The organism is Streptomyces sp. B93, from assembly GCF_018070565.1.
GTDB lineage: Bacteria > Actinomycetota > Actinomycetes > Streptomycetales > Streptomycetaceae > Streptomyces.
Genome location: NZ_JAGPXL010000053.1, coordinates 1 through 26,285, shown reverse-complemented (window position 1 = coordinate 26,285; position 26,285 = coordinate 1). Strand labels below are relative to the sequence as shown.

Sequence of the window (26,285 nt, the reverse complement as noted above, 5' to 3'; positions counted from 1 at the left end):
CGTTCCGTCGAGCAGCCGCAGCTCCGGCATGGCCACGTACAACGGCCTCCCGACCACGACGCAGCCGATACAGCGACGGCAGCCACGAATGCCCCACCCGCCCCAGCTCCGGCGCCGCACACGGCATGGCGGGGCTCGCCTCGCCCCCCGTCGGCATCTCCTTCAGCGACATCTCCAGCCGTCGCCGAGCCGGCGACTCTGAGTCACGCCATCATCCATCACTGAGGGTGACCATCCGTGGCTGTCCGCTCTCGTCGTGTGATCAGCTCGTGTGGGCGAAGCCGCCCGGGTGTTATTGAATGAGGTGTGCGGTCAGGAATGCCGGGACCCTGTCGCCGAGGTTCCGGTACGGCGAGCGAGATGAGAGAGCCGCATGGAGTCCACGCCTTCCGCCTCGTCCGGGTCGCCGTTCGACATGGTCAGCGGCGCGTTGGGGCGGTACATCCCGCGCGGTGCGGCGGCACGGGCCGCCGGCTCCTCCGACTCGCAGGGAGAGGGCCCCGGCCGTCACCGGGTACCCGCCGGTTCGACCCCCGGCAGCGCGGAGCAGATCCTGGGCGCGGTCAATCTGGACCGGGACCTGAAGATCACCCGTTCGAATCTGGAGGCGCCCGTCTTCGCGGGGGTGGAGGTCGCGATCGGGAGCCCTTTCGTCGATCTTCTGCCGCCCTGGGACGTACCGACGGTCACTCGGCGGTTGCGGCAGGTACTGGAGACCGGTGAGCCGCATGTCGCCCGGGTCCAGCGCCTGCGGCGCGCCGACGGCTCGGAGCTGGTGGTCTCGATGAGCATCCTGCCCGCCGCGGCGCCGTTGGAGGGCCTGACCGTCTCGCTGATCGCCATGGCCAAGAGGCTGCACCTGTACGCGGCCGAGACGGCGATCGGCACCTCGCTGGACATCGGCGAGACCGCGCAGTCGCTGGCGGAGTCCCTGCTGGCCTGGGGAGACGTGGCCGCCATCGATCTCGACCTCGCCGTGTGGACCGGTGAGGTGGTCACCGAGCAGCCGCGGCGGCGCATCCGGCTGCGGCGAGCGGCCCTGGTCCCGGACCGCGTGTGGCCCGACGGCTACGTGACCCCGGGTGACGATCTTCCCAGTGACGCGAGTCGTCTTCTGTCGCAGGCGGTACGGCGTGACGATGTCGCGCGGGCCATCGTGCTGCCCGACCGGGCGGCGATCGAGCGGGTGTTCGCCAGCGCGCGCCTGGTACGTGCCCTGGTGCCCGGTGACCGGGCGGCGAGTGTGGCGTACATACCTCTGGTCCTGGACGGCGCGCCGCCTGTCGTACTGGGAGTGGCGGAGGTCTGGCGGCGTTCGGGCCGTCCCTTCGACGACAGTGAGCTGCTCGACTTGCAGGAGCTGGTCGCCAGGACCTCCCACCACGTGGACCTGGCCCGGCAGCACCAGCGCGAGCACACGCAGGTGCTGGCGTTGCAGCGCCGGCTGCTGCCGCGGTCCAGCGGCGACACCATCGAGACCGCCAGCATCTACCAGCCCACCACCCCCGACAGCGCGGGCGTCGGCGGTGACTGGGTGAACAGCTTTCCGCTGCCGGACGGCCGTACCGCGCTGGTGGTCGGCGATGTCGTCGGACACGGCCTGGGGGCCGCCGCCACCATGGGACAGCTGAGCATGGAGGCCCGCGCGCTGCTGTCCGCGGGGCTGGGGCCCGACGAGGTGCTGGAGCACCTGGACGCGACGGTGACGTTGCTGGACGACGCGGAGTCCGGGCTGGCGGCCGGGTACAGCGCCCTCGGGTCGACCTGCTGCATCACCGTCTACGACCCGGTCAGCCACCACATCGCCCTGTCCAGCGCGGGTCACCTCCCCCCGATCCTGGTGCCCCCGGACAGGCCGGGCGGACCGGTCGCGGCACGTCCCCACCCCGGGCTCGGTGCCGAGTTCGCGCTGCGGGAGCCGTTCGACGTGCACACGTTCGCCGCGCCCCCGGGCTCGCTGCTCGCCCTGTACACCGACGGCCTGGTGGAGGACCCCGCCCTGTCGATCGACGAGGGCATCGGCCGGCTGTCGGACGCCGTGTCCGCGGTGCACCCCTGGGACGCACTGGACCAGGCCGCGCGGCGCGTGGTCAGCGCGCTGGCGCCTGCGCGGCACCGCGACGACATGACCCTGCTGCTGGCGCGCATGATCGGGTACCGCAAGGAGGACACCGCGACCTGGCGGCTACCTGCCCGCGCTGACGCGGCGGCCCGCGCCCGCGCGGTGGTGTCCGGGCTCCTGGGGCAGTGGCGCGTCAGGGACGACACCAGGGTCAGCGTGCTGCTGGTGGTCAGTGAGCTGGTCGCCAACGCGGTCCGCTTCGCGACCGGCCCCATCACCGTACGGCTGATCAGGACCGGGCAGGGACTGCTCTGCGAGGTGGGTGACACCGGCAACGGCAGGCCGCGGCTGGGCCGCGACGGGCTGCTCGGGGACAGCGGTCGTGGCCTGCACGTCGTGCACGGGCTCACCACCCGGTGGGGGGTGCGGTGGACGGACACCGGCAAGGTGGTGTGGGCATCGGTCGGGAGGTGACGCGGCTGCCGGTGGGGGCGGTGTGCGCACGTCCGGCGGCGCCACCGGCGGTACGGCGGCGACCGCGGGCATGGCGGTGATCGTGGGGACGGTTGGCAGGAGCCCGGCCCGCCCTACAGCCACTCACCCTCCAGGGCGGTGGCCGTGAGGCCCGGGGCCGCCGCGTAGAGGACGGCGCGGCTGCCCGGTTCCTGGCCGGCGTCGTGCGCCCTGCGCATGATGTCGAACACGGCGGCGCCGCCGCGGTTGCCGGTGGTGTAGCTGTCCCGGCTGAAGTCCAGCAGCCCCGACGGCCAGGCCTCGGGCATCGTCTGCTCCATGTACTCCAGCACGCGCGTCCCGCCGGGGTGCGCGAGCAGCACGTCGGGGTGCCAGGCGCTGGGGTCGTCCTGGTAACGGGCGTGCAGCCACTCCCACATGGCGGTGACCGTCTCCTGCACGGCGCGCGGTCCACGCCGGTCCATCACGAAGTGGGTGCCGTCCGCCTGCGTCTCCAGGCGGTGCAGCGCCTGGGTGCCGGGCAGGGTGTGGTTCCAGGCGGCGTCCAGGCGCAGCACCGACTCGGGCCTCGGGCGGCCGGTGACCACGGCGGCGACCGCGGTGTCCGCGAACAGCAGGCGGACGATCAAGGACTCCAGGGTGTCGTCCGCGGGCTGGTAGGTGGTGCTCAGCGCCTCCGCGATCACGACCAGGACGACCCGGTCGGGGTCCGCGGCCACGAGATCCGCCGCCAGTGCCAGGGAGCGGGTCCCGGCGATGCAGGCCCACTGCGTGGCCGGGAGCAGCAGTACGTCGCTGCGGAGCGGGAGCTTGTTGGCCAGGCTGACGTCCAGCCCGGGCAGTGCCGGAGTGGTGGAGTTGCTGGTGATCAAGCAGTCGACGTCCGAGGTGTCCAGCCCGGCGATCTGGAGGGCCCCGCGTGCCGCGCGCTCACCGTAGGACTGTACGGCTGCCCAGGCCGGGGCGGTGCGTTCCTGGACGGTCTGCGGCGCGGGTATGGACTCCAGGGCGGCGATGACGCGATCCACGTCCTGCTCGGAGAACCCGTCGTCGGCCAGCGCCTCTCGGGTCGGCCCGATGCCGGCGGTCGGCAGGCCGTTCCCGGCGCCGGGCGCGACGGCGGTCTCCAACGGCACCATCCAGCCGCGGGTCTCGATGCCCGTGCTGGCCGCGATGCCGTCAATCCGCGGCGCCCAGGCCGCGTTCGGGTGCCGGTCGCGTACGTCCGTGACGATCTGGCTGGTCTTGACGGTGTTCTCGCCGTGGATCACGGCGGGCGGGCACAGGTAAGCGGGCATGGTGGGCACCTTTCGATGGGAACGCGGAAGACCGTCATGAACGCTGTGTCATGGGTCACTTCGGCAGGCACGTCCAAGTCAATGCCGGTGCGCTCTGCTTCGGACTTCTGTATCCGCATCGAGCATGGGCCATAAACGGGCATTTAAGCTGTGACCTGGGCAACGCGGGCAACTACTCATATGCGTGACATCGCGCACACTGCTGCGGGAAGCTCGACCGGGCGCCGTGCCGACCTGCCACACCGTCAGTCCGGTTCAGGTGACGACCATTTCCGGATCAGTGCCCCGTGGGCGACAGCGCCAGACCGAAGAGTGACCCCACGGCCTTCGCGAGGCCGGACGCGCAGGGCTCGGCCGACTCCGTGGGGACGGACAGCCGTCGCAGCGCACCGCACAGCGCGTCCTCCAGCAGCGCGACCTGGCCGCCCAGCATCCGGGCGCCCGGCGCGGCGCCGCGCTCGCGCCGCGCCAGGTAGGTGAGGACCTCCTGCGCGTCGGACTGGAGGTCCTGGAGCACCTGCCACTCCCGGGCCGCCGTCTTCTGCCGGTTCAGCACCTCGGGCAGCCGCTGGATCAGCTGCCCGTGCCACAGGGCCAGCGTCCCCTCCATCTCCGCCCGGAGCCCGTCGAGGCAGATCCGCAGGACCAGCGCACCGGTCGCCACACCGACCACCGCGGTGCCCGCTCTGACGGTCGTGGGCGCCGGTCTCCCCGCGCCCAGGTAGTTGCGCAGCACCACCGGCATGACCTCGGCCTCGCCCGGAGCGCCGTGGGCGTCGGGCACCAGCGCCGAGCAGACCGGGGTGAGGCAGTGCGCGGCCTGCTCGGCCGCCGTGTGGCATGCGTAGTCCGTGGGCACGATGAGGAGTTCCTTTCCCAGGCGCTGCCTGGCCGCGGCCGGTCTCTGACGGGTTGCACGCCGTGCACGGCCTTTCGGTTCACCGCCGTGGGGTGTGGATCACGGGCCCGTTGTCAGTGGTGGCTGTGATCCTCTCCGGTATGGACGAGCTGGAATTCATGCGGGGCCGGGTCTACGGCGCCGACCATGACGACCCCGCCCCCCGCTCCGGACGCCGTTACGCGGAACTGGTCGGAGGCCCGCTGGACGGCCTGCTCCTGGACGTCACCGACCGTACCGCGCCCGAACTGGACGACGGTGTCGTCCTGCCGACCGAGATAGGCAGCCACGGACCGGGCGGCAGCGCGGTCTACGTGCCGCGCACGCCCGGCGCCCGGCATTTCGACTGGCGGGGTGACGTGCCCTGATGGCCGGTGCGTCAGTCCTCGTCCGGGTGCAGGGCGTCGAGGATGAGCGCGAGGCCGAAGGCGAACTCGTCGCCGTAGTCGTAGCCCGGTTTGAGCGCGTGCTCGGTGGCGAGTTCGGTGAGGTGGGGGTAGGCGTCGGCGGGCATGTCGCGCAGGATGGCGCCCGCGACCTCGTCCAGCTCCGCCGAGTCGCTGAACGGCAGGGTGAGTTCCTGGAGTACGAAGCCGTAGAGGTAGCTGTCGATCAGTGAGATGGCGTGCGCCGCCATCGGCACCGAGAAGCCCGCCCCGCGCAACGCGCCGAGCACGGCGTCGTGGTGGCGCAGGGTGGCCGGGCCGGGCCGGGTGCGGGAGTCCATCAGGCCCACCGCCCACGGGTGACGCCGGAGCGCGGCACGGGCGGAGTTCGCTCGCTGTCGCATGGCGCTCTTCCAGTCCATGTCGCGCGGCGGCAGTTCGATCTCGCCGAACACCGCGTCCACCATGCCGTCGAGGATGTCCTCCCGGCCCGCGACATGGTGGTAGAGCGACATCGCCTCCACGCCCAGCGGCGCGGCGATGGCCCGCATGGTCAGCGCGGCCGAGCCCTTCTCGTCCGCCACCGCCATCGCCGTACGGATCACCCGCTCACGACTCAGCGGAACGCGCGCCGACGCGCTCCGACGGCCCCTGCCTTTCTCGGGCATCCACCCTCCCTCGTAGCGCCCTTGACCGCCTTACGGCATAAGGCTAGCTTGCCTTACACCATAAGGTGAAACCGGTCGGCGAGGGGGCTGTGCCATGGACAGGGAAACGGGCACGGAGATGGGCGGGGACATGAGCGGGGGAACAGGCGGGGGAGCGGGCGCGGAGCGGATGCGGAAGGTGTGCGTCGTGGGGGCCTCGGGCAAGCTCGGCCAGTACATGGTCCGGCACGCGCTGGAGCGTGGCTACGAGGTGGTCGGTGTCTGCCGCGAACGCAGCGTGCCGAAACTGGCCGCGTTCCAGGGCCGGATGACGATCGTCCCCGGATTCACGAACGACCCGGAGGTCATACGGCGGGCGGTCGCCGGGTGCGACGGGGTGCTGACGGTGCTGGTGCCGTGGGGAGTGCGACAGTACGCGTCCGGCACGGCGCAGGCGGTGCTCGACCACGCCCGCCCAGGCGCCCGCCTCGTCTTCTCCTGCGGCTGGCACATCACCCGCGACGGCAAGGACACCTACTCACGGTGGTTCAAGGCGGGCGTCTGGCTCGCCGCCCGGCTGGGCAGGCTCTTCCGCGCCGTCGAGATCGACGACCAGGTGGAGGCATGCCGCCGGGTGTTCGCCAGTGACACCCGCTGGACCGTCGTACGCGGCAGCAGCCTGGAGGAGGGCAAGAGCCAGGGCCTGCCCGTGTGGAGCGGCCACGTGGGCGACCCGGTCCTCGGCAGCAACCTCACCCGCCGTGTCGACTTCGCCCTGTTCATGGTGGCCGCCCTCGCCGACGACACCCTCGTCCGGCAGGCCCCGGCGATCGTCGGCCGCCTCACCCCGAGCGCGCTCGCCCACGCCGGGGGCCTCGACGTGCCGCGGGACTGACGGGCGCACGGACGTGGCCGGTGAGGCGCTTGCCGCCCGGGGTGCCCGTCTGGTCACCTGATCCTCGCCCTACGGCTCAAAGGGGGACGGGGTGGCGTTCCGGCTGCACTTCACGCGTGACGACCTGCTGCGGGTGTCCCTCGCACCGGGACCCGATCCGCTGCACGAGACGGTGATCAGCCTGCGCACCCTGCAACGACGCCGACCGGGCGCCGCCTTCGGCCCCTGGCAACGGTGGGCGCGTACGCGGATCCCGCGCTCGGTCCACCAACTGCGCTCCCTGGTGCCGCCCGAGAAGTTCTGTCCGGACTTCCTGATCCCGCCGAACACCGGCGATCTCGACACGGGCCTGGACGAACTGCTGTACACGCCGAAGTCGTTCCTGCGCAGGGACCTGGAGACCTTCGCCCGGTTCGGTGACGGACCGTTCCCGGCCTGGGCCCGATCGCTCGCCGACGGCTCCCCGCGGGCGCTGGAGACCGTCGGCCGCGCGGTGCGCGACTGGCACCGGACGGCGATCGCGCCCGTTCAGCGGCATCTGTACACCCGCGCCGAGGCGGCCCGTTCCGCCGCCGCGCGCACCCTGCTGGACGAGGGACTCGACGCCATGCTGTCCCGTCTGCACCCCTCCATCCGCTGGACACCCCCCGTGCTCGAACTCGCCCGCCCCGACCTGAACGAGGACTTCCCTCTGGACGGGCGTGGTCTGCGGCTGATGCCGTCCCTGTTCTGCGGCAACGCGCCCGTCGTCTCGCTGAACCCGCTGCACACCAGCCCGCCGGTGCTGGCCTTCCCCGTCGCCCACGACACCGTATGGACGCCGGAGCCAGGCCTCGGAACACCGGCCGCCCCCGGCACGCTCGCCGCGCTCCTGGGCCGTACCCGCGCCACCGTGCTCCAGGCCATCACCACCGGCTACGGCATCACCACGACGGACCTCGCCCGCCACACCGGCATCTCCCCGGCCACGGTCTCCCATCACACCAGTGCCCTGCGCGAAGCACATCTCATCATCACGCACCGCACGGGCCCGCACGCCCACCACCTCCCCACGGCGCTCGGCACCCAACTCGTCAACGGGGCACCGAGCCCGTCCCAGTGACCGCACTCGGACGCCCGACCAGCACCGTTCGAGCACGGTCGAAGCGAGTAGGAGACGGCGGGCGGGGCGCCCACCATGAGGTGTGTCCGACCGGGCGGGTCCCGGCGACCGATCCGGTGACACCGAACGACACCATCACACCGAAGGAGTGACCCAGTGATCAACCTCAGGCTCACCACCGCACTGACCGCGATGGGGTTCACCGTTCTGACCATGTCCGTGGTCCCCGGCAGCGCACAGGCGGCGGAAAGCGACCGCGAGTACGTGCTGAGCCGCGCGGCGGATCACCCGGCCGGGGCAGACGGCCGGGCGCCCGCGGCGCGCAGTACGGCGACCGTCTCGGGGTAGAGCCCGGCCATCGCCCACTCCAGCGGCGTACGGCCCACACCGTGGTCCTCCCGCAGGTCGGGATCGGCGCCGTGGTCGAGCAGCGCCCGCACCGTCTCGGTGTGCCCCCAACAGGCCGCCGCACACAGTGGAGTTCCCTCCGAGCCGTGCCCGCTCTCGGTGTCGGGCAGCGCCCCGGCCGCCAGCAGGCACCGGACGGTGTCGGCGGCGCCCTGGACGGCGGCGGCGTACAGCGGCGTCGTGCCGTCCTGGTCGCTCGCCTCCGGCGGTGCCCCGGCCCGCAGCAGCGCGGTGACCCGGGAAGGGTCACCGGACATCGCCGCCGCGACCAGGCGCTTCGTCAGTTTCTTCCGCCGCCGCCTGTTCATGACGGCTGAGCCTAGCGAAGTGCCTCCTGGTGCCCTCAGTTGAGGGTGTCGGGGTCCGGGCCGGTGCGCAGTCCGCGGTCGAGGGCGGCGATCGCGGACATCTCCTCCTCGGACAGCGTGAAGTCGAGGACGTCGATGTTCTCCCGGATACGGGCGGGCGTGACCGACTTCGGGATCACCACGTTGCCGAGCTGGAGGTGCCAGCGCAGCACCACCTGCGCCGGGGACCTGCCGTGCCGGCCGGCGATCGCGGTGATCGCGTCGTCACCGAGCACGGCACCCTGGGCGAGCGGGCTCCACGCCTCGGTGACGATGCCCAACTCGGCGTGCAGGGCGCGCAGTCCGGCCTGCTGGAGGCCGGGGTGCAGCTCGATCTGGTTGACGGCGGGGACCAGTGAGGTGTCGTCCAGCAGCCGCCGCAGATGCGCGGGCTGGAAGTTGGAGACACCGGCGCTGCGCACCCGGCCCTCGGCCACGAGCCGCTCGATGGCCTTCCAGGACTCCCGGTACAGATCGCGGGCCGGGGTCGGCCAGTGGATCAGGTACAGGTCGACGTAGTCCAGGCCGAGCTTGGCCAGGCTGGCGTCGAAGGCGCGCAGGGTGGCGTCGTGTCCCTGGTCGGCGTTCCACAGTTTGGTGGTGACGAACAGGTCCTCGCGGGGCGTGTCCGAGGCGGCGAGCGCCTTGCCGACACCGGCCTCGTTGCCGTAGACCGCGGCGGTGTCGATCGAGCGGTAGCCCGCCCGGAGCGCCTCGGTCACGGCGGCGGTGGTCTCGGCGTCCGGGACCTGGAAGACACCGAAGCCGAGCTGGGGGATCTCGACGCCGTTGTTGAGGGTGACGGTGGGGACGGAGGAGGTCATGTGGGGTTCCTTGCTGGTGGTACGGGTTCTGGATCGGTTCAGTGGTGTACGGCGGGCTGCCGCTCGACCGGCGGCACGGCGCCGGCGACGACGCGTCCCGGGGCGCGGTTGCGGCGGTCGAGGAAGGCGGCGAGGAAGGACAGCAGCAGCGCGGTGCCGGACAGCAGGGCGCCCACCCAGTTCGGGGCGGTGTAGCCGAGGCCCGCGGCGATGACGATCCCGCCGAGCCAGGCGGCCAGGGCGTTGCCGAGGTTGAAGGCGCCGATGTTGGCGGCGGAGGCCAGGGTGGGGGCGGCGGAGGCCTGGTCGAGCACCCACTTCTGGAGCGGGGGCACGGTGGCGAAGCCGAGCGCGCCGATCAGGGTGAGCGTGATCGCGGCGAGGACCTTGTCGTGGGCGGTCGCCGTGAACAGCAGCAGTGCCGCGGTGAGGGCCGCGAGGGTGGCGAACAGCATCGGCATCAGGGCGCGGTCGGCGAAGCGCCCGCCGAGCAGGTTGCCGAGGAACATGCCGATGCCGAACAGTACGAGCAGCCAGGTGACGGCGGCCTCGGTGTACCCGGCGACCTCGGTCATCATCGGCGTGATGTAGGTGATCGCGGCGAACACACCGCCGTAGCCGAGGACGGTCATCGCCATGGCGAGCCAGACCTGGACGTTCCTGAAGGCGGCGAACTCGGTGCGCACGGTCTGCGCCTTCGGCCGTCCGGCGTCGGGGACCAGCCTCGCGACGCCGAGGAAGCCGATGACGCCGAGCGCGGCGACGAGCGTGAACGTGACGCGCCAGCCCGCGGCCTGCCCGATGGAGGTGCCGCCGGGGACACCGACGATGTTGGCGACCGTCAGGCCCATGAACATCAGGGAGATGGCCGAGGCCTTCCGCTCCGGGGCGACGAGATCGGCGGCGACGACGGAACCGATGCCGAAGAACGCGCCGTGCGCGAGCGAGGCCACCACCCGGCCGACGAGCATGAGGCCGAAGGTCGGGGCGACAGCGGAGAGCGCGTTGCCGACGACGAACAGCGCCATCAGGAACATCAGCATCTTCTTGCGGGACACCTTGGTGCCCAGGACGGTGAGGAGCGGCGCACCGACGACGACACCGAGGGCGTAGCCGGAGACCAGCCAGCCTGCGGTCGGGATGGTGACCCCGAAGTCGTCCGCGACCTGGGGCAGCACACCCATGATCACGAACTCGGTGGTGCCGATCCCGAAGGCCCCGATGGCCAGGGCCAGGAGCGCGAGGGGCATGGACGTACCTTCCAGATGATTGCGTGAGGCGCTTACAGCCCAAGACAATAGTTGCAAGCGCGGGATAATTGCAAACGCTGGATATGCTGGCGTGCATGTCTGTGGGCGGGCATGCCGAAGACCGGCTCCCCTGGGAGCCGGTGGTGGGGTCACTGGGGGCTGAGCGGGTCTCAGGCGGGGATCGTGCCCGACTCCACGACCTTCACCAGCGGCGCAAGCTCGGGCCGCTCGCTCGCCTCGTCGAGTGCCTGCCGCAGCGCGGAGTCATTGGTCGGCCGCGCCTCCTCCAGAAGCTTCAGGCCGGCATCGGTGACATCGGTGTAGATGCCCCGGCGATCCGTCGGACACAGGTAGCGGGAGAGCAGTCCGCGGTCCTCCAGCCGGGTGACCAGGCGGGTCGTGGCGCTCTGGCTGAGGACTACGGCGTCGGCGACCTGCTTCATCTGGAGGTGGCCGCCCTCGCCGTTGTGCTGGCGGCTCAGCACGTCGAGCAGGGAGTACTCGCGCACGCTCAGGTCGTGCTTGGCCTGGAGGGCGCGCTCGATGTGCGCCTCGATCCTCCCGTGCAGCAGGGAGAGGGCGCACCAGCCCTGGGCGAGGGCGGTGAGAGCCGGGTCTGTGGCGGTCATGGGGTCTGGAACCTCCGGGTGCGGGCGGCTGTGGTCCAGGATAGGTCATGTGTGAAATTGTCAGCGAGTGCATGTATAGCGCGCTTGCAATTAACTCCGCGGGTCCTCACGGGGTGACCGCGGCGTCGCCGTCGTCCCGGAGCCGTTCGGTGTTGAGGGCGTCCACGGCCGCTCGCGCGTCCCCGATGGTCGCGTAGTCGACCGCGATGAAGTTCACCGGCCTGCCGCGCTGCTGTTCGCAGGCGTGGGCGCGGTCCAGCACGAAATCGCGTGCGTTGACGGTGCCCGCTTCCAGGCGCCGGCCACCGCCCGCCGTGACGAAGTGGTTGAGCAGGAACAGCCGCTTGTCCGTGCCGCCGCGGTTGGGCGCGCAGGTCATCTCCTCGGGGCTGCGGACCGCGAAGGGGGTCTCCATGCCGTAGCGGTAGAAGTTCCGGTACCACGGGGCGGGTCCGTCCGCCTTCTCCGCGAAGACGACGAGGCGCCTGCCGCTGTCGATCATCTCCTCCAGCCGCGGCCAGGCCTGGTCCGCGTCCTGGTCCGGTTCGTACAGCAGCTCGGTGAGGCCCGCCCGCTCGAAGGCGCGCTGGGTCTCCGGCGCGCCGACGCCGTCCTGGAGGATCAGGGTGACGATCTCCGAGGGGTGCGCGCGCAGCCAGTCGCCGATCTGCCGCAGCGTGGCCTCCAGTTCCAGGGCTCCGGCACCGCACACCGAATGGCACAGCCACAGCCCCGGCCGGTGCGGATCGAGACGGGTCAGGGCGTCGGTGAGCTGGCGGCGCAGCTCCGGTGAGAACTCGGAGTCGGCCAGACGGTCCGTGATCTCCGCGGGCCGCTCCCACCGATGGGTGTCGAGCAGCAGCACACGCACCCCCGCGTTCAACTGGCCGACGATGTCGGGGTCCTGGAGGGGGCCGATGAACCGGTCCGTCGTCGTGGCCATCGCGTTGTGCGCGGCGAGTTGGGCCAGCTCGTCGTAGCGGACGTCGCACAGCCGGGAGCTGCCCTGGCAGACCCGAGGGGCGGGCCCGGTCAGCGCCACCGGCGCCAGGGTCGCCCCCACGAGCGCGGACGCCGACACCGCGGCGGCCAGGACGAGACCGTGCCGTGCCTCCACGCGGGTCTGGAGTGTGGGTGCGGTCGTCCGCCGGGCCCAGCCGAGGCCGACCAGCAGCGCCCCCGCCACCAGCAGGATCAGCGCGACGACGGTGGCGGTGTGCAGCACCCGGTCGACCGCGTTGGCCTGGAGATCGTCGAGGAGGCGTGCCGCCGCCGGGGGCCAGGAGGACGGCGGACGGTACGGCCGCTCGCCCACCAGGACCCGCAGGAGGAACACCGCCAGCGCCGTCAGCGTCGCCGCTCCGGCCAGCGCCCAGCCCAGCGGGACCAGCCGCCGAGTGGCGGGCAGGGGAGTGGCGTGCCACAGCAGGACCAGCGCGGCCACGGAGAGTACGGCCGCCGCGGGCTCGACGACCTCGTGGAACAGCCGGGTGACGGAGCGGATCCGGTCGACCGCCGAGACGGTGTCCGAGGGGCCGAGATCGGCGCGGATCACCCAGGTACGGCCCCCTGCCTCCCGCAACAGCTCCGCGACCGCCGCCCCCACCCCGTCCGAGACGGCCACCGGCGCCACCGCCGCCAGCGCCGACGCCGCGTCCCCGTCCTCCAGCGCGGCTTCGACCTCCGGCCGCAGCTGGGCACGCTCCGCCTGCGGCACCAGACGCAGCAGCATGGTCGTGGCGGCGCGCGCCTGCTCCTGGGAGAGCGCCAGCGTCGGCAGCTCCCCGCGCGGTACCTCGCCCGCGACGAGACGGACGGCCAGATCGGCCAGATTCTGCCGGAAGACGTCGAAGTCCGGCTCGGAGCGCTGCTGGAGCGAGGCGACGGCGGTGCCGAAGTAGATCTGGCTGAGCCGGTCGATGTTCGCCAGCACCGGCCTGAGATCGACGGCGAGCCGCAGCCTGGCACGGTCCCCCTCCAGATAGCGGACCACCTCGGTGATCTGCCGGTCGCCGATGGCCCGCAGCGTCTCCGGCGGGAGGACGACCTTGACGTTCGAGGTGACCGTGGACTGCGGGACGGGCAGTCGGCCCAGCAGGTCATGGAGGACCGGAGCGAGCCGCGGATCGACCAGCACCTCGTCGTAGACCCGGTGATAGGCCCGCTCCTCGTCGAGCACCCGGCCGTGGAAACCGGGGTTCAGCGCGGTACTGCGCAGCACGGCGGCAGCGGCGAGCACGGTCAGACTGAGCACGGCCAGAACCCAGGCCACGACCTGGACCCACCGCGGCTGCCCTACGGGTGGTGCCTCCATGGCCCCATTGTCGATCGTCGCGGACGGTTCCCCGCGCGACGGACACCACGACCGGGAAGCCGATGAGTTCGGCCGTGCCCTTCGCGGTAGGTCCGGCGACCTGACTGGAAGCCGGTCAGCCGGCGGCCGGCTGCCCGCTCCGGGACTCCAGCGCCCGTACGACGGCGGTCATGTCCTCGCCGCCGTGGCCCAGCTCCACCGTCTCGCCGTAGAGGGCGTGGCACACGTCGAGGAGGGGGGAGGGCAGGTCGGCCTTGCGGGCGGCCTCCGCGATCAGGCGGTTGTTCTTGAGGACGTCCGCGGAGGCCGCCTGGACGGTGAAGTCACGGGACAGCAGCTTGGCGCCCTTGGCGCGGGAGACGGCGCTCGCCATGGGGCCCGCGTCCAGGACGTCCCGGAGCAGGCGCTGGTCGAGGCCGTGCCGGTCGGCGAAGTGGAAGGCCTCGGCGAGTCCGGTGACCAGGGTGATCAGGAACAGGTTCACCGAGAACTTCATCAGCAGCGCGCCCGGTACCGGGCCGCACTCGAACGTCTCCGCGCACACCGGGGCGAGCACGGGCCGTACGGCGCGCACGGCGTCGTCCTCGCCCGCCAGCATGCCCACCAGTTCGCCGCGTTCGGCGGGCACCCGGGAACCGGAGACCGGCGCCTCGACGTACCGGCCGCCCGCCGACCGGACGTCGTCCTGGAGTCCGGCCGAGTACTCGGCGGAGGTCGTGCCCATGTGGACGACGGTGTGTCCGGAGACGAGGGAGGCGAAGTCGGCGGTGCCACGGGCCAGCACCGCGTCCATGGCGGCCTCGTCGGCCAGCATGAGCATCACGGTCCGGGCCCGTTCGAACACCTCGGCCGGCCCTGCCGCGACCTCGGCCCCGGCTGCGCGCAGGCTCTCGCTCCGCCCCGGGGTGCGGTTCCACACCACGACAGGTGTCCCGGCGCGGGCGAGGTTGAGCGCCATGGGCTGCCCCATGACACCGAGGCCGATGAAACCGACGTACATGACCTACCACCCGCCACTTCCGGCCCGCGTCCTGGCTATGACGGTCGTCATAGTAGCCCCGGCTATGACGACCGTCATAGCCTGAGGGCGCTAAGTGCAAGGCGCAGGAGGAAGGAAAGGCGGAGATGGCCGTGTCCGAACGAGGGCCGCGTGAGCGGATGGTCTTCAGCGCGGCCCAGCTCATCCGGCGTGACGGGGTCGCCGCCACGGGAATGCGGGACGTGGCCGCGCACGCCGGTGCGCCGCGCGGATCGCTCCAGCACTACTTCCCCGGCGGCAAGGAACAGCTCGTCAACGAGGCGGTCGGCTGGGCGGGACGGTACGCGGGGCGCCGCGTGGCACGGTTCCTCGCCGCGTTGGACGAGCCGACGCCCAGCGGACTGTTCGCCGAGATGGCGCGGCAGTGGACTGACGAGTACGAGGCCGTGGGCTTCGGCGGCGGATGCCCCGTCGCCGCCGCCACCGTGGACTGCGCCGAGTCCACCGCGTCCACCCGGGAAGCCGCGGCCGCAGCCTTCGCCACCTGGACCGGGCCGGTGTCCCGGGCGCTGGCCGACATGGGCGTCCCCAAGGAGCGGACCGGTCCGCTCGCCACCCTCATGATCAGCTCCCTGGAAGGGGCCATCCTCATCGCCCGCGCCGAACGGGACGTCCGCGCCCTGACGGTCGTGGTGGGGGAACTCGGGCCCCTTCTCGACGCGGCGGTTGAGCGGAAGGGCTGACCGGGGTGCCCCGTCCCCCTGATACGGGAGTCCACGTCCCCGCCCTGTGCCGGTGCCACTCCAGCCACTACATTTGGTGGCATGACTGCCATCACCCTCCGCATCCCCGACGCCATGGACGGCCCCCTGCGCGCCGCCGCGGCCGACGCCCCCTCGCTGAACGACTACATCCTGCGCGCCGTCCGCCGCCAGATGACCCTCGACGCCGCCCGCAAGCTCGCCCCCGCCGCCCGCCTCGGACTCGAGGGCGAAGGCGACGCCCTGTGACGATCCGCAAGGGCGACGTCTGGGACGTCGACACCGGCAAGGGCGTCCGTACGGTCCTGGTCGTCAGCCTGGACGGACTCGCCGAGGCGTACGGCGCCGTCGTCGTCCTCGTGCTGCACGCCCCCGCGCAGCACCCCGACACGGCGATGAGCGTGCACCTGAACGAGCCCATCGACGCCTCCGTCGTGGCCGTCAACCTCCTGCAACTGGCCACCACACGCTTCGAGACCGCGACCCGGCACGGCAACATCGGCCCCGAGCAGCAGGAAGCCGTCGACAACGCGCTGCGGGCCGTACTCGATCTCTGAGGCTCGCGCGGGCGGGACGGCTCACTCGGCGTCGAGCTGGTGGTCGGCCCAGACGTAAAACTCTCCGGCAGCAGGCCCGTGATGGGGACCGCGCGGACGGCGTCGGCCGTGCCGACGATGACCTCGATGGCAGGGAAGTAGTCGAGCAGGACCTGACGGCACCGGCCGCACGGAGGGACCACCCCGCGGTCGCGGTCGCCCACGGCGACGATCGTGTCCAGCTCGTAGACGCCCTGGGAGGCCGCCGCGCCGATCAGGACCAGCTCGGCGCACGGCCCTCCGGTGAAGTGGTAGGCGTTCACCGCCGTGACGATCCGGCCGTCCCGGGCGCGGGCGGCGGCGGCCATGGTGTGGTTGTCGCCGCGGCAGCGCGTGCGGGCGACCTCCGCCGCGGCCTGGACGAGTTCGTGGTCGTAGCCGGCACGGTCCGTTGGTGGGGTCATCTTCTCGCCTTCGTGGGATGTGAGACGACGCTGACCCGGAGCGCCGGGGCGCGGCAAGCGAATATCGGTGCCGCGCCCGGCTCCCTCACAAGCTCGCCGCGTCAGCCGCCGTAGTGCGCCCGCAGCCGGTCCGCCGCCTTGGGTCCGGCGCCCGTCGCGTCCAGGGCGAGCAGTCCCGCGCCCAGCACCGGCGGCGCGGTGACGAAACCGATGACCGCCTTCGGCGCACGCTCCGCGAGGAGGCGGGCGATGCGCTCCTCCAACCGCGGGTGCCGCGCGGCGAGGACGCTGCCGCCGAACACGACCGGAACCTCCTCCTCCAGGAGTCCGAGGCGCCCCAGCGCCACCGACGACAGCGCGACGACCTCCTCGGCCAGCCGGTGCACCAGCGCCAGCGCCACCGGGTCGCCCGCCGCGGCCACCCGGAACAGAACCGGCGTCAGTTCATGACGCCGCTCGTCGGGGATCCGCTTCAGATGCAACGCCTCGATCAGCGCGTACATCGTCTCCAGGCCGAAGTGGGCGGGCAGCGCCCGCGCCAGCTCCGTAGGCTCGCCCCGGCCGTCCTCGGCCCGGGCCGCGAACCACAGCGCCTCCTCGGCCAGCCCGCCGCCCCCGCCCCAGTCCCCGGAGATCCTCCCGATCGCCGGGAAGCGCGCGGTCCGCCCGTCCGGCGTCATCCCGACGCAGTTGATGCCCGCCCCGCAGACCACGGCCACGCCCCGCGGCTCGTCCACCCCGGCCCGCAGGATCGCGAAGGTGTCGTTGTGCACCCGCACCGCACGGCTCCAGCCCCGCCCGTACAGCGCCTTCTCCAACTCCGCCTCCTCCACCGGCAGATCGGCGTTGGCGAGACAGGCGGTGACCTGGTCGAACGAGGCCGGGAGCCCGGCGTCCGCGGCCGCCCGGCCCACGATCTCCGCGAGCCCGTCGACCGCCGCCGTCACCCCCACCACCGGTGGCTGGAAACCGCCGCCGCGCGCCGTCCCGAGCACGGCACCGTCCCGGGAGAGCACCGCCGCGTCGGTCTTGCTGTTCCCGGCGTCGATCGCCAGGAGAACCCCGTTCACGCCCACGCGAGGTGCTCCCGGTTGTGCGCGATCAGCCGGTCGGTGAGCCCCTCGGCGTACTCGTACTGCCCGATCAGCGGATGCGCGAGCAGCGCCTTGAAGACCCGGTCCCGGCCGCCGCGCAGCGCCGCGTCCAGGGCCAGGTCCTCGTACGCCGTCACGTTCGCGATCAGCCCCGCGTACAGCGGGTCGACCGGCGCCACCGGCAACGGCACCGCGCCCTTCGCGCCCACCGCCGCCTGCGTCTCGATGACGGCGTCGTCCGGCAGGAACGGCAGCGTGCCGTTGTTGTACGTGTTCACCACCTGGTACGGCGAACCGCCCCCGCCGAGCAGCGCGGCGGCGAGGTCCACGGCGGCCTCGGAGTAGTAGGCACCGCCCCGCCTGGCCAGCAGCGCGGGCTTCTCGTCGAGCGCCGGATCGCCGTACATCTCCAGCAGCTGTTTCTCCATCGCGGCCACCTCGGCGGCCCGCGACGGCCTGGTGCCCAGCTCCCGCACCACCTCGTCGTGCGCGTAGTAATAGCGCAGGTAGTACGACGGGACCACGCCGAGCCGGTCCAGGACGGGGCGCGGCAGCCGGAGGTCGGCGGCGATCGCCTCGCCGTGTTCGGCGAGCAGGCGGGGGAGCACGTCGGTGCCGTCCGGGCCCCCCACGCGTACCGCCCTCTCCCAGGTCAGGTGGTTGAGCCCGACGTGGTCGAGGTGGACCTCGGCCGGGGTCACGTCGAGCAGGTGGGCGAACTTCCGCTGGAGGCCGATGGCCACGTTGCACAGTCCCACCGCCCTGTGCCCGGCGTGCAGCAGCGCGCGCGTGACGATGCCGACGGGGTTGGTGAAGTCGATGATCCAGGCGTCCGGGTTGGCGCGCCGTACCCGTTCGGCGATGTCCAGGACGACCGGGACCGTCCGCAACGCCTTGGCGAGGCCGCCCGCGCCGGTGGTCTCCTGGCCGACGCAGCCGCACTCCAGCGGCCAGGTCTCGTCCCGCTCGCGGGCGGCCTGTCCGCCGATGCGCAGCTGGAGCAGTACGGCGTCGGCGTCCGCGACCCCGGCGTCCAGGTCGCCGGTGGTGACGATCCGTCCCGGGTGGCCCTGGCGGGCGAAGATCCGCCGGGCGAGTCCGGCGACCAGTTCGAGCCGCTCGGCGGCCGGGTCGACGAGGACCAGTTCCGTGATGGGCAGGGTGTCGCGCAGCCGCGCGAAACCGTCGATCAGTTCGGGGGTGTAGGTGGAGCCGCCCCCCACGACAGCGAGCTTCATGATGTGTCCGTCAGCCCTTCACTCCGGTCAGTGTGACTCCCTCGACGAACGCCTTCTGGGCGAAGAAGAACACGAGGATCACGGGGGCCATGACCAGGACGGTCGCGGCCATGGTCAGATTCCAGTCGGTGTGGTGCGCGCCCTTGAAGGATTCCAGGCCGTAGCTCAGGGTCCACGCACCCGGGTTCTCGGAGGCGTAGATCTGTGGCCCGAAGTAGTCGTTCCAGCAGTAGAAGAACTGGAACAGGGCCACGGCGGCGACTCCGGGCTTCGCCATCGGCAGGACCACCCGGACCAGGGTGCGCAGTTCGCCGCAACCGTCGATCCGGGCGGCCTCGACGTACTCGTTCGGGATGGTCAGCAGGAACTGCCGCAGCAGGAAGATGGCGAAGGCGTCACCGAAGGCCATCGGGATGATCAGCGGCCACAGGGTGCCGGACAGGTCGAGCTGCTTCGCCCAGAACAGGTACATCGGGATGATCACCACCTGCGGCGGCAGCATCATCATCGAGATGACGAGCAGCAGCGACAGATGACGGCCGCGGAAGCGGAACTTGGCCAGCGCGTACGCCACGGGGACGGACGACACCACCACCAGGACGGTGCCGAGCCCGGCGTAGAGCAGGGAGTTCTTCCACCAGGTGACGAAGCCGGGGGCGCGGAAGACCTGGACGTAGTTGTCCCAGTGCCAGGAGTCGGGGGTGAGGTCGCGGGTCAGCGCCTGCTGGTTGCTCATCAGCGAGGTCAGCAGGATGAAGACGAAGGGCAGGACGAAGAACAGGGCCGCCGCGAGGGCGAGCGAGTGGACGCCGATCCAGTGCAGCAGCGCCTTGCGCCGGACGCCGGCGGGGGGCCTTCGGCCGTGGACTTCGGCGGGGGCGGAGACAGGTGTGGAGGTCATGGTCAGTCACCCGAGCCGATCAGGCCGCCGCGCCGGCGCATCAGCAGCGCGGTGAAGGTCATGGACAGGGCGAAGAGGACGAGGGCGACGACACAGGCGGCGCCGTAGTCGAAGCGTCCGAATCCGAGGCTGTAGACGAGCTGCGGCAGCGTGAGCGTGGAGTCGTCCGGGTAACCCGGCTCGAACGTCTGGCCGGAGCCGCCGATGACGCCGGAGGCGACCTTGGAGGCCACGATCGGCTGGGTGTAGTACTGCATCGCGCCGATGATCCCGGTGACGACGGCGAAGAGGACGATCGGCGAGATGTTCGGCAGGGTCACGTACCGGAACCGCTGCCAGGCCGAGGCGCCGTCCAGCTCGGCGGCCTCGTACTGCTCCTTGGGGACGTCGAGCAGCGCCGCCATGAAGATCACCATCAGGTCGCCGACGCCCCACACGGCGAGGACCGTCAGCGCGGGCTTGGACCAGTCGGCGTCGTTGAACCAGGAGGGCGCGGGCAGACCGGCCGCCTCCAGGAGGGAGTTGACCGGCCCGGTGCCCGGGTTGAGCAGGAAGACGAAGGCGAGGGTCGCGGCCACCGGCGGGGCCAGATAGGGCAGGTAGAACAGGGTCCGGAAGACGCCGGTCCCCGTCTTGACCTTGGTGATGAGCAGCCCGGTGCCCAGTCCGAAGACGACGCGGCAAGCGACCATGACGACCGCGAGCCACAGCGTGTTCTGCATCGCGGGCCAGAACTTCGGCAAGTCGGTCAGGACGTATGTCCAGTTGTCGAGGCCGCGCCAGGTCGGCGGGTTGAGGCCGTCGTACCTCATCAGCGAGAAGTACACGGTGGAGACGAGCGGATAGGCGAAGAAGACGCCGAACCCGATCAGCCAGGGCGACATGAAGGCCAGGGTGCGCAGCGCCTCCCGGCGGCGTTTGGACCGCAGGGCGCGGCGCCGGGCGGGGGAGGCGGCGGCCGGGGCCACCGCCTCCCGCGCGGGCAGGGTGTCCGTGCTCATGGTGGCCGCTCCGGCCGTCACTTCGCCCGGGCGATGTCACGGTCGATCTGGGCGGCGGTCTCCTCAAGGCCCTTCTTCAGGTCGGTGACCTGGCCCTTCTCGTACTTCTGGGCGAAGTCGGTGAGGGTGTCCTGGTAGGCGGAGCCGTTGACGGCGTTGTCCGAGGTGGTGGACTCGGGGTGCTGGGCGATCTCGAGGAAGACCTTGAACCGGTCGTCGAACTTCAGGTCGGGGGACTTCAGCGCGTCCAGGGTGGAGGGCACGTTGCCGATGGCGTTGGCGAAGCTCACCACCGCGTCCGTGTCCATGGTCATGTACTTGACCAGCTCCCAGGCGGCGTTCTGCTTGTCGCTCCCCGGGGCGATGCCCATGATCGTGCCGGAGAGGTAGCCCTTGCCGTACTCGTCCACCTCGTCGTCGGCGACGGGCAGCGGGGCCACGCCCACCTCGAAGTCGACCCCGGCGTCCTCGATGAAGTTCAGCCGCCACTCGCCGTCGAGCTGCATGGCGACCTGCCCGGTGTGGAAGGGGTGCTCGGCGCCCCACTCGTCCCCGAAGGTGGTGCGGTACTTGTCGAGCTTCCTGAAGCCGCCCAGCTCCTCCACCAGCGACTTCTGATACGTCATCATCTCGGCGAACGCCGGGTCCTCGGCGATCGCCGACTTGCCCTCCTCGTCGAAGTACCGGTGGTCCCACTGGGACATGTAGTGCGACACGACCGTCTCGTAACCGAGGTAGTTCGGCATGAAGCCGAGCTGTTCGTACGAGTCGCCCCTGGTCTTCGTCAGCTTCTTCGCGGCCTCGGTGAACTCCGACCAGGTCTTCGGCGGCGCGCTGATTCCGGCCTCCTCGAAGGCGTCCTTGTTGTAGTAGAGGCCGTACGCGTCGGAGAGCAGCGGCAGCGCGCAGCGCGTGCCCTCGAACTGGGTGTACTCCTGGAGGACCTTCGGGAAGGTCGCGTCCAGGTCGACCCGGTCCTTCTCGAGGAAGGGCTTCAGGTCCGCGAGCGCTCCGGACGCGCAGAACTTGCCGACATTGGCGGTGGTGAACGAGGAGACGACGTCGGGCCCGTTCGAACCGCCCGCCCGCAGCGCCTGGTTGAGCTTGTCGTCGTTGATGTTGCCGACGACCTTCACCTTGATGTTCGGGTGCGCCTTCTCGAAGCGGTCCACGTTGTCCTCGATCGCCTTGACCTCGGACGGCGCCGACCAGCCGTGCCAGAAGGTGATGGTGGTCTCGGCGTCGGGGTCGTCGGTCGCGGCGTTGTTCGCGGAGCCGGTGCAGGCGGAGGCGAACAGGGCGATCGAGGCGGTGGCGGCTATCGCGGCGGCGGTTCTGCGCGGGTGTACGGGCATGGCGGTGTGTCTCCCGGTGGCGAGGACGAACGGCGTGGGGAAGGCGGAACGGACGTGCTGGTCGGGAAAACGGGTGTGCTGGGTCGGACCCCTGGCGCGGCGGCGCCGGGGTCGGGCGGGCGGTGACGGTCAGCGCGAGGTGTCGAAGACCTCGTCGCGGGTGGTGGCGAGGGCGCTCTCGAGCGCCCCGCGCAGGACGGGGGCCTGGGGTACGGCGGTCAGGGCGAGCCGCGGCCGTGACGCCGCGAGGTCGGCCAGCTCGGACTGGAGGCGGGTCCGCAGGGGTTCGCCACCGGCGACGAGCACATCCCCGGAGAGCACGATCAGCTCGGGGTCGAGTACGGCGACGAGTGCGGCGAGTCCGGTGGCGAGCCGCTCCGCGTACCGGTCGAGCAACTCCTCGTACCGGCTGTCGTCGCGGTGGACCTTGGCGGCACGGGCGAGCAGGTCGCTCGCCACGGCCACATAGGGGCGGTCGGGCGTGTCGATGCCGACGTCGCGGGCGAGCCGGGGCACGGCCTGGACACCCGCGAGTTCCTGGAAGCCACCGGAGTTGGCCTTGGTGACCTGGCGGACCAGCGGGGTGCCGGGCACCGGCAGGAAACCCACCTCTCCGGCGCCGCCGGTGAAGCCGCGGTGCAGCCGACCGCCGAGGACGAGGGCGGCGCCGATGCCCGACTCGTTCCACAGCAGTACGAAGTCGGAGTGGCCGCGGGCTGCGCCGAGGCGCTGTTCGGCTACGGCGACGAGATTGACGTCGTTCTCGTACTCGAACGGCATCGGCAGCGCCGCAGCCAGCTCCGTCAGCAGGGTGGGGGAGTGCCAGCCGGGCAGGTGGGAGGCGTACCGCAGGCGTCCGGTGGCCGGGTCGAAGGCACCGGGGGTGCCGATGACCAGGCGCCGCACATCGCCCCGGGTGAGCCCGGCGGCCTTGACCGCGCCGTCGAGGGCGTCGGTGACCTGCCGGACGACACCGACGCCGGTACGGCCGCCGGTGCGCAGTTCGTGCTCGCCGACGACGGTGCCGGTGATGTCGGCGACGGCGGCGCGGATGCGGTGTTCGTTGACGTCGAGTCCGGCGGCGTGGGCGACTTTGGCGTTGAGGGCGTACAGCTGGGCGCCAGGGCCGGGGCGGCCCTCGCTGGTGCCGGTGACGACGACGAGCCCGGCGCCTTCGAGGCGGGCGAGGAGCTGGGAGGCGGTCGGCTTCGACAGGCCGGTGAGCTTGCCGATCCGGGTCCGCGAGAGGCTGCCGTGCTCCAGCAGCAGGTCCAGGGCGGCGCGGTCGTTCATGGCACGCAGCACGCTGGGGGTGCCCGGTGTCCCCGGACTGCCCTGGGTCGTCCCCGCCATGACGGTCGCACCTGCCTTTCGACGCTGGTGGAGTCATTCTGCCGCCTTCGGCGCCAGGCTCCGCCCGCGTACTGTTAGCAAAGTTTCCTATCGGTTGGGGAGGACGGTAGGACGGCCCTCCTACGGCAGTCAATACCCGGTCGCGGGATGCCCCCGTCGGCAACGGAAGCGTTACCGGCGGGGGCGGTCGGGGTGGAGTGCGGCGCGGGTCAGCCCGTGGGGAAGGAGTCCGGCGTCCTGATGCGGTCGCGGACCCAGACACCCGCGGGCTTCAGTGAACTCGTCCCCGCCCAGGGCCCGTTGTTGTTGCAGGTACCGGCCTTGAACACGGCGCCGGAGCGGTGGTCGTCGGAGAAGTTCCAGTTGACCCAGCTGATCTTCTTGGCGCCCATCAGATCGAGGTACTGCTGGGCGCGGGCGAAGTTGTCCGTGCCGTCGCCGGAGGCCTCCTGAGTTCCGAACTCGGTGACGAAGACGGGAATCCGGTCCGACGCCCGGTCGAGCGCGTTCCGGTACTCCTGGCCGTGCGAGGCCGCGTAGAAATGGAACGTGTACATGATGTTGGTCGCCTGGACCGGGTTGTTGATGACGTCGGTCTCGTCCCGGCCGTCGGAGACGCCGAGGGAGCCCCAGCCGTGGGTGCCGATGAGGATGGGGGTGGCCGGGTCCTGGGCGCGGATGACGGGGATGAGCTGCTCGGCGTAGGACTTGACGCGTGACCAGCTCACCCCGTTGGGCTCGTTGGCGATGTCGTAGAGCAGGTTGGTCTTGCCGCGGTGGCGCTGGGCGATCTCGGTGAAGAACGTCTTGGCGCGGTCGAGGTTGTGGTGGGGGTCGCCGGGCGTGAGCTGGTGCCAGTCGACGAGCGCGTACATGCCGCGCGCCGTGGCCATCTCGATGAGCTGGTGCACCCGGTCGGTGAACATCCTCGGGTTGGTCTCGTAGCCGCCCTCCTGCACATACAGGGAGATGCGCAGGACGTCGGCGTTCCAGTCACGGGCGAGGGCGTCCAGGGAGCCGTCGGTGAGGCAGTGGCCGTACCACTGGAGGCCGTGACTGCTCATGCCGCGCAGCTGGATGGGCCTGCCGTACTGGTTGCACAGCTGCACACCGCACACCTTCAGCCGCCCGTTGACCTGGGCGGGGGTGCTGCCCGGTGTCGTCCCGCCCTGGGTGGTGACGGTCACTGGGCCGGAGGCGGACGACGTGTTGCCCGCGGCGTCCCTGGCGCGGACGGCGAAGGTGTGGGCCGTGCCCGGCGCCAGGCCGCCCACGGTGTACGAGGTGCCCGCCGTCGTGGCGATCTGGGAGCCGTCGCGGTACAGCAGGTATCCGGTCACGCCCACATTGTCCGTGGACGCGTTCCAGGCCAGCGACACGGAGGAGGACGTACTGCCGGTGGCGCGCAGGCCGGTCGGTGTCGAGGGGGCCGTGGTGTCCGTGCCCCCGCTGCCGTCGCCGAGGAGCTTCCACAGCGCGGGGGTGCTGGAGGGCTCCCAGCCGGTCAGGGAGGTGTGGCTCTGAAGGCACTCGTAGTCCTTGCCGCCGTACGAGACTCGTGCGCCCACGGCGTATGCGGTGTTCGGCTGCCATGCCGGGTGGGCGGCTATGCGGACGGTGCCGGTGGGGACGGAGGCGGAGGCGGAGGTGGAGGTGGTGGGGGAGGCGGAGGCGGGGGAAGGGGCCAGGCCGAAGCCCAGGGCGGCGATGAGTGCGGCGGTGAGGAGAGTGGACACGGGTCTGCGCATCAGGACCTCGTGGGTGTGGGGGATGTGGGGAGGTGGCGGGCGGCGAGGTGTGGGGCAGGGGATCGCCGCCGTCGAACTGTAAGGAAAGCTTCCTTACGATGCCCGGAGATTAGGGGCTTGATGGTGACCGGTCAAGAGTGTGGGGCGGGTGGGGCCTCGGCCACCATGCTCACGTACTCCAGCAGTCGCGCGGTGTCGGCCGGGCCGCCCAGGACGATGACCTTCATGCGCGCCCGCTCCTCGTCGTAGACCGTCTCCACGCGCAGCGGGGGGCCGCCCGCGTCCCGCCCCGCGGGCGCGGCCGTGAGCAGAGTGGCGATGCGGTGGGCCGTCCCGGTGTCGACCGCGTCGATCTCCACGATGCTGGAGACCTCGACGCGCCGGTGGCGCACGGCGGGCTCCCGCGCGGTCGTGGGCAGGGGGAGCCCGGTGAACGCCTCGACGTCCTCGTGCGTGATCCGGTACTGCTTGCCGATCTTGACCGCCTTGAGTCGGCCCTCGCGCACGTACTTGCGCACGGTCCGCACATGCAGCCCGAGCCGCTCGGCTACCTGCTCCACTGAGTACAGGGGTGATTCCATAAACGCACCTTAACGCGCCCAATATCCAGCCAGCATGGGGAGTGATGCGTAATGAAAGGGAATCTTGGGTAATCCCACGGGCGGTGTACTGCTGTAGCCTGGCGGGCATGACCCACCTGGAGAAGTTCCATGACGTCCCCGTGTTGGTGTGCGCCGCCGAGGGGGCGGCCATCGGTGGTGAACGTGACGCGTTGGACCTGATCGGCGACGCCGGTTACCAGGGCGCCCAGTGGGTCGTCGTCCCGGCCGAGCGTTTCGCTGACGACTTCTTCCAGCTGCGTACGCGCGTCGCCGGGTACGTCGTCCAGAAGTTCGCCCAGTACGGGGTGGGCCTGGTGGTGCTCGGGGACATCTCGCGGCACCTTGCAGCGAGTTCGGCGCTGGAGGACTTCGTGCGGGAGAGCAATGGCGGGCGTCAGCTCTGGTTCCTGCGGGACAGGGAACAGCTCGCGGAGCGTCTGCGGGGCTGACGGCCCGTTCGTGGCGGCGCACGGCCATGGGGAGGGGTGACCGGCAGGCCGACTGGGGGAACTGGTGGCGGGAGAGGGCGACTTGGAGGACGCTCTCCGGCTGTGGCCCAGGAGTACCTGGACGCGCTGGCCCCCGATGGCCGTCTAGGGCCTGTTGTGAAAGTGCTGGTCACAGCCACTCGTTGATGGCTGCGATCAGCACGGTCGCTTCGTAGCGGACGGCGAGTTTGTCGTAGCGGGTGGCGACGGCCCGGTGGCGCTTGAGCCGGT

Annotated in this window: 25 protein-coding genes and 3 pseudogenes; 8 read left to right on the top strand and 20 right to left on the bottom strand. The window is 71.4% G+C overall.

The window, feature by feature from the left end; all coding sequences use genetic code 11:
• Positions 1-373 precede the first annotated feature (373 nt).
• The gene (locus KBY47_RS31695) at positions 374-2,536 is read left to right on the top strand and encodes a SpoIIE family protein phosphatase (RefSeq protein ID WP_210927276.1); all 2,163 of its coding nucleotides are present in this window, start codon (positions 374-376) and stop codon (positions 2,534-2,536) included.
• 113 nt (positions 2,537-2,649) lie between these two features.
• On the opposite strand, the gene KBY47_RS31690 is transcribed toward KBY47_RS31695, so the two are convergent.
• Positions 2,650-3,834 (bottom strand): type III polyketide synthase, encoded by a 1,185-nt coding sequence (locus KBY47_RS31690; protein ID WP_210927274.1) that lies wholly within the window; start codon positions 3,832-3,834, stop codon positions 2,650-2,652.
• A gap of 277 nt (positions 3,835-4,111) precedes the next feature.
• The gene (locus tag KBY47_RS31685; RefSeq protein WP_210927273.1) at positions 4,112-4,693 is read right to left on the bottom strand and encodes a hypothetical protein; all 582 of its coding nucleotides are present in this window, start codon (positions 4,691-4,693) and stop codon (positions 4,112-4,114) included.
• Between the two features lie 140 nt (positions 4,694-4,833).
• On the opposite strand from KBY47_RS31685, the gene KBY47_RS31680 reads away from it, so the two are divergent.
• The gene (locus tag KBY47_RS31680) at positions 4,834-5,100 is read left to right on the top strand and encodes a hypothetical protein (protein ID WP_210927271.1); all 267 of its coding nucleotides are present in this window, start codon (positions 4,834-4,836) and stop codon (positions 5,098-5,100) included.
• 11 nt (positions 5,101-5,111) lie between these two features.
• Here KBY47_RS31680 and KBY47_RS31675 read toward each other — a convergent pair whose 3' ends face one another.
• Positions 5,112-5,786 carry a TetR/AcrR family transcriptional regulator gene (locus KBY47_RS31675; RefSeq protein WP_210927269.1) on the bottom strand — a complete coding sequence of 225 codons (675 nt, stop codon included), beginning with the start codon at positions 5,784-5,786 and terminating at the stop codon, positions 5,112-5,114.
• A 130-nt stretch (positions 5,787-5,916) separates the two neighbouring features.
• Between KBY47_RS31675 and KBY47_RS31670 the strand changes: the two genes are divergently transcribed.
• The gene (locus KBY47_RS31670) at positions 5,917-6,660 is read left to right on the top strand and encodes an NAD(P)-dependent oxidoreductase (RefSeq protein WP_374103140.1); all 744 of its coding nucleotides are present in this window, start codon (positions 5,917-5,919) and stop codon (positions 6,658-6,660) included.
• Between the two features lie 91 nt (positions 6,661-6,751).
• Positions 6,752-7,762 carry a helix-turn-helix domain-containing protein gene (locus KBY47_RS31665; protein ID WP_210927267.1) on the top strand — a complete coding sequence of 337 codons (1,011 nt, stop codon included), beginning with the start codon at positions 6,752-6,754 and terminating at the stop codon, positions 7,760-7,762.
• Positions 7,763-8,046: 284 nt separating this feature from the next.
• Here KBY47_RS31665 and KBY47_RS31660 read toward each other — a convergent pair whose 3' ends face one another.
• From KBY47_RS31660 to KBY47_RS31635, 6 genes are all read right to left on the bottom strand, one after another.
• Positions 8,047-8,478 (bottom strand): ankyrin repeat domain-containing protein, encoded by a 432-nt coding sequence (locus KBY47_RS31660; RefSeq protein ID WP_210927265.1) that lies wholly within the window; start codon positions 8,476-8,478, stop codon positions 8,047-8,049.
• Positions 8,479-8,513: 35 nt separating this feature from the next.
• Entirely contained in the window at positions 8,514-9,341 is an 828-nt protein-coding gene (locus KBY47_RS31655; RefSeq protein WP_210927263.1) for an aldo/keto reductase, read from the bottom strand.
• Between the two features lie 38 nt (positions 9,342-9,379).
• The gene (locus KBY47_RS31650) at positions 9,380-10,591 is read right to left on the bottom strand and encodes an MFS transporter (protein ID WP_210927261.1); all 1,212 of its coding nucleotides are present in this window, start codon (positions 10,589-10,591) and stop codon (positions 9,380-9,382) included.
• A 170-nt stretch (positions 10,592-10,761) separates the two neighbouring features.
• Positions 10,762-11,220 (bottom strand): MarR family winged helix-turn-helix transcriptional regulator, encoded by a 459-nt coding sequence (locus KBY47_RS31645; protein WP_210927259.1) that lies wholly within the window; start codon positions 11,218-11,220, stop codon positions 10,762-10,764.
• Between the two features lie 106 nt (positions 11,221-11,326).
• Entirely contained in the window at positions 11,327-13,534 is a 2,208-nt protein-coding gene (locus tag KBY47_RS31640; RefSeq protein ID WP_210927257.1) for a PI-PLC domain-containing protein, read from the bottom strand.
• 115 nt (positions 13,535-13,649) lie between these two features.
• A complete protein-coding gene (locus tag KBY47_RS31635; protein WP_210927255.1) occupies positions 13,650-14,534 on the bottom strand; it encodes an NAD(P)-dependent oxidoreductase in 885 nt (294 codons plus the stop codon).
• Between the two features lie 125 nt (positions 14,535-14,659).
• Between KBY47_RS31635 and KBY47_RS31630 the strand changes: the two genes are divergently transcribed.
• From KBY47_RS31630 to KBY47_RS31620, 3 genes are all read left to right on the top strand, one after another.
• Positions 14,660-15,256, top strand: a complete 597-nt coding sequence (locus KBY47_RS31630) for a TetR/AcrR family transcriptional regulator (RefSeq protein WP_210927253.1) — start codon at positions 14,660-14,662, stop codon at positions 15,254-15,256.
• Positions 15,257-15,337: 81 nt separating this feature from the next.
• Entirely contained in the window at positions 15,338-15,523 is a 186-nt protein-coding gene (locus KBY47_RS31625) for a hypothetical protein (RefSeq protein ID WP_210927251.1), read from the top strand.
• On the top strand, positions 15,520-15,831 hold the full coding sequence (locus tag KBY47_RS31620; protein WP_210927249.1) for a type II toxin-antitoxin system PemK/MazF family toxin: 312 nt from the start codon (positions 15,520-15,522) through the stop codon (positions 15,829-15,831). Before KBY47_RS31625 ends, KBY47_RS31620 begins: the two co-directional genes overlap by 4 nt.
• 21 nt (positions 15,832-15,852) lie before the next feature.
• Here KBY47_RS31620 and KBY47_RS31615 read toward each other — a convergent pair.
• From KBY47_RS31615 to KBY47_RS31575, 10 genes and pseudogenes are all read right to left on the bottom strand, one after another.
• A pseudogene (locus KBY47_RS31615) lies at positions 15,853-16,274 on the bottom strand (cytidine deaminase).
• 101 nt (positions 16,275-16,375) lie between these two features.
• On the bottom strand, positions 16,376-17,350 hold the full coding sequence (locus KBY47_RS31610) for a BadF/BadG/BcrA/BcrD ATPase family protein (RefSeq protein ID WP_210927247.1): 975 nt from the start codon (positions 17,348-17,350) through the stop codon (positions 16,376-16,378).
• Entirely contained in the window at positions 17,341-18,606 is a 1,266-nt protein-coding gene (locus KBY47_RS31605) for a 6-phospho-beta-glucosidase (RefSeq protein WP_210927245.1), read from the bottom strand. Before KBY47_RS31605 ends, KBY47_RS31610 begins: the two co-directional genes overlap by 10 nt.
• Before the next feature lie 10 nt (positions 18,607-18,616).
• Positions 18,617-19,513 (bottom strand): carbohydrate ABC transporter permease, encoded by an 897-nt coding sequence (locus tag KBY47_RS31600; protein WP_374103139.1) that lies wholly within the window; start codon positions 19,511-19,513, stop codon positions 18,617-18,619.
• Complete coding sequence (locus tag KBY47_RS31595; protein WP_210927242.1) at positions 19,510-20,508, bottom strand: carbohydrate ABC transporter permease; 999 nt, start codon at positions 20,506-20,508, stop codon at positions 19,510-19,512. Before KBY47_RS31595 ends, KBY47_RS31600 begins: the two co-directional genes overlap by 4 nt.
• A 17-nt stretch (positions 20,509-20,525) precedes the next feature.
• A complete protein-coding gene (locus tag KBY47_RS31590; protein WP_210927240.1) occupies positions 20,526-21,863 on the bottom strand; it encodes an ABC transporter substrate-binding protein in 1,338 nt (445 codons plus the stop codon).
• 129 nt (positions 21,864-21,992) lie between these two features.
• Positions 21,993-23,216, bottom strand: a complete 1,224-nt coding sequence (locus KBY47_RS31585; RefSeq protein WP_210927238.1) for an ROK family transcriptional regulator — start codon at positions 23,214-23,216, stop codon at positions 21,993-21,995.
• Between the two features lie 209 nt (positions 23,217-23,425).
• The gene (locus KBY47_RS31580; protein WP_374103138.1) at positions 23,426-24,691 is read right to left on the bottom strand and encodes a cellulase family glycosylhydrolase; all 1,266 of its coding nucleotides are present in this window, start codon (positions 24,689-24,691) and stop codon (positions 23,426-23,428) included.
• Positions 24,692-24,694: 3 nt separating this feature from the next.
• A pseudogene (locus KBY47_RS37420) lies at positions 24,695-24,964 on the bottom strand (carbohydrate-binding protein); the annotation flags it as partial.
• Between the two features lie 131 nt (positions 24,965-25,095).
• Positions 25,096-25,545: a helix-turn-helix domain-containing protein gene (locus KBY47_RS31575; protein WP_210927234.1), complete on the bottom strand. Its 450-nt coding sequence runs from the start codon at positions 25,543-25,545 to the stop codon at positions 25,096-25,098.
• 107 nt (positions 25,546-25,652) lie between these two features.
• Here KBY47_RS31575 and KBY47_RS31570 point away from each other — a divergent pair, with 107 nt between their 5' ends.
• Positions 25,653-26,015, top strand: a complete 363-nt coding sequence (locus tag KBY47_RS31570) for a DUF4180 domain-containing protein (RefSeq protein ID WP_210927231.1) — start codon at positions 25,653-25,655, stop codon at positions 26,013-26,015.
• Positions 26,016-26,184: 169 nt separating this feature from the next.
• Here the strand turns inward: KBY47_RS31570 and KBY47_RS36820 are convergent.
• A pseudogene (locus tag KBY47_RS36820) lies at positions 26,185-26,285 on the bottom strand (IS5/IS1182 family transposase); the annotation flags it as partial.